Source organism: Thiocapsa sp. (assembly GCF_011390875.1).
GTDB lineage: Bacteria > Pseudomonadota > Gammaproteobacteria > Chromatiales > Chromatiaceae > Thiocapsa.
Genome location: NZ_JAABRP010000370.1, coordinates 1 through 2,822 on the forward strand (window position 1 = coordinate 1; position 2,822 = coordinate 2,822).

General features: G+C 65.1%; 3 protein-coding genes. 2 read left to right on the forward strand and 1 reads right to left on the reverse strand.

The annotated features are described in order from the left end of the window. Window positions 1-513: 513 nt before the first annotated feature. Both GPT33_RS18510 and GPT33_RS18515 read left to right on the forward strand, forming a co-directional pair. Window positions 514-978: a CBS domain-containing protein gene (locus GPT33_RS18510; protein ID WP_296812043.1), complete on the forward strand. Its 465-nt coding sequence runs from the start codon at window positions 514-516 to the stop codon at window positions 976-978. 175 nt (window positions 979-1,153) lie between these two features. After that, the gene (locus tag GPT33_RS18515) at window positions 1,154-2,011 is read left to right on the forward strand and encodes a c-type cytochrome (protein WP_296812045.1); all 858 of its coding nucleotides are present in this window, start codon (window positions 1,154-1,156) and stop codon (window positions 2,009-2,011) included. A gap of 69 nt (window positions 2,012-2,080) precedes the next feature. On the opposite strand, the gene GPT33_RS18520 is transcribed toward GPT33_RS18515, so the two are convergent. Continuing rightward, on the reverse strand, window positions 2,081-2,822 hold a 742-nt coding region (locus tag GPT33_RS18520; RefSeq protein WP_296812048.1), incomplete at its 5' end, for a GGDEF domain-containing protein.

The window sequence follows — 2,822 nt, forward strand, 5'->3', positions numbered from 1 at the left end:
CGGCAGAAGCTCGAGTATATTCACAATAACCCGGTGAAACGGGGTTATGTCGACGACCCCTTGTGTTGGCGATACTCGAGCGCGCGGAATTACGAAGGGTTGGAGGGATTACTTGACGTGGTGACGGATTGGTAGGCCACGCGACGCGGAGCGTCGGGGCTACACTCCCACGCGGAGCGTGGGAGCGAGTTGGAGGTGGAGCGAGGGAGCGAGGGAGCGAGTCATCGAACGGTCCTCCGCGGCGAACTGGCTCCCACGCTCCGCGTGGGAGCCTCCTCGGGACGCTCCGCGTCCCTGCCGCCGAGTCGGCGCATCCAGCCGGCGGTGCGTCACTCGCCGGCGCACGGCCGCTCGCCCCGGTTCGAGGGCGGCTTAAGGGTTCGGCGGGGACTCGGCGGGCCGCGACGAGCGGGCGTCGCGGATGCTCGTCTATAATGCCCGGACGGCCGTCGCGAGACCCGCGCCTCTGTCTCGCGAATGCGGCCGACAACTACACAACGGAGGATGGCCTAGATGAAAGTCAAAGATGTGATGAGTCGATCGGTCCGCTCGGTGAATCCCGATACCCGGATCGTCGAGGTGGCGTCCTTGATGTGTCTCTATCGCTTTCATGGTCTGCCCGTGGTCGACGACAACGACAAGTTGGTCGGAATCATCGCCGAGCGGGATCTGCTCCACAGTCTGTTTCCGAAGCTCGACAAGCTCATCGCCGAGGGGATGCATTCGGTCGACCTCGACAAGGAGATGGCGCGCTACTCGGAGATCCTGGGGCTGAAGACCGAGGAGCTGATGACGCCCAATCCGGTGACGGTCGATCCGGAGATGCATGTGCTGCGCGCGGCGACCGTGATGGTGCGCCATAACTTCCGGCGTATCCCGGTCGCGGACGAGGGGCGGCTGGTCGGTATGCTGAGCATCGGCGACGTGCACAAGGCGATCTTTCAGGCCAATGTGACGAGTGGATTGAAGGGCCTCTGAGGCCGCTTCAATCGGGCATCGCCTTGCCGGGCCGCGCCGATGCGGCCCTTTTTCCAATGCTCATGCCGGGCTCTTGCCGGGTTGTCGTCCCCGCGGCGTGCGGACCTTCCATGTCGCGCCGGGGTCGAGCATCCTGTCGCCGGCCCGGTTTAGGTCTCTTCGTTTGGAGGTCAAGATGTCTCGACCCGTATTTGCGATCGGCTTGTCCATCGCCCTTTCGGGCATCATCCCGTGGGCGGCCCATGCCCAAGAACCCGCTGAAGCATCCGCTTCGGATCCGGCCGAAAGCCCGGCCGAGATCGCCCGGCTCGAATACGAGCAGGTGATGGCGCTGACCCCCGATCCGGAGAACGGACGCAGGGTCTATCTGACCTGTGCGGTCTGCCATCGTCCGGAGGGCTGGGGTGCGCCCGACGGGACCTATCCCCAGATTGCCGGGCAGTTGCGTACCGTCATCATCAAGCAGCTTGCGGATATTCGGGCGCGCAATCGCGACAATCCGCTCATGTATCCCTTCTCGGTTCCGCGCATCCTCGGTGGCCCTCAGAGTGTCGCCGACGTGGCGGCCTATGTGGCGCAGCTGCCCATGACACCGGAGAACGGCGTCGGGCCGGGGGTGGATCTGCCCTTGGGACAGGAGGTCTACGCGGAGCACTGTTCCAAGTGTCACGGCGAGAACGGGGAGGGCAACGAGGTGGAGCACATCCCCGCGATTGCTGGCCAGCACTATCTCTATCTGATGCGCCAGTTCGATGCGATCCGCACGGGTCGACGCAAGAACTCGGACCCCAAGATGGTCAAGCAGATCGACGGCTTCACGCCCCGTCACCAGGCGGCCGTGCTCGATTACACCGCGCGGCTGCGTCCGCCCGAGGGCAAGCTGGCCGAAGCGGGTTGGACCAATCCGGATTTTCCGTCCTACGTGCGTGATCCGATGGGCATGCCGCCCATGCCGCCGATGCCCGCGGGGTTGATGGAAGCCCCCCCGTCGCCGGAGCCGCCAGCGTATCCCTCCGTTCCGCCCGCCCGGTAGGGGTATGGGCGACTTCAGTCGCCCATACGACGGCCGATACCCGAGCTGAATGGGCGACTAAATTCGCCCCTACAGCTCGACGCGGTTGCGGCCGTTTTGCTTGGCGCGGTAGAGGGCTCCGTCGGCTCGGCGGATGAGCTCGTCGAGGGACTCGAATTGGCGGCGCATCGCCGCTCCGAGGCTGACGGTGACTGCAATCTGTTGGTCCGAGTCGATCGTGAAGGCGTGCCGCTCGATCGCGGAGCGGATGCGCTCGGCAGAGTCCTGCGCGCCGAAGGCCGAGGCGCCGACGAGGAAGAGGATGAACTCCTCGCCGCCGAACCGCACCGGGATATCGGTCTCGCGGATGCTGTCGCGCAGAACCCGGGCGACCTGTTTGAGCACCTCGTCGCCCGCGGCGTGTCCGTGGGTGTCGTTGATCTGCTTGAAGTGATCCACGTCGACCATGAGCGCGGCGATCGGCGCGGAGTCGTTGCGGTCGTGGATGCTGCAGTGGCGCTTCATCACGTCGAGCATGTAGAGGCGCGTGAAGAGGCCGGTGAGCGAGTCGCGGATCGAGCGTTGATAGGCCTTTTGTCGCTCCGCCTCGATGGAGCGATAGATGACCTCGCGCTCGAGCGCGACCTGCAGCGGCATCATGATCTGCTTGATGACATCGGTCTCTTCCGGGCCGATCCGTGCGGCCGCACCGAGCTCGATCAGGGCCGCAGCCTGCATGACCTCGCCTTGGGGGGAGAACAGCGGCAAGGTGATCATCGCGCCCGAGGTCTCCAGCGGGTGGGCGCAGAAGGTGTCGTCGTAGAGCAGATGG

Coding starts and splice junctions, on each gene's coding strand:
- GPT33_RS18510 (WP_296812043.1), top strand. CDS start 514: ATGAAAGTCAAAGATGTGATGAGTCGATCGGTCCGCTCGGTGAATCCC.
- GPT33_RS18515 (WP_296812045.1), top strand. CDS start 1,154: ATGTCTCGACCCGTATTTGCGATCGGCTTGTCCATCGCCCTTTCGGGC.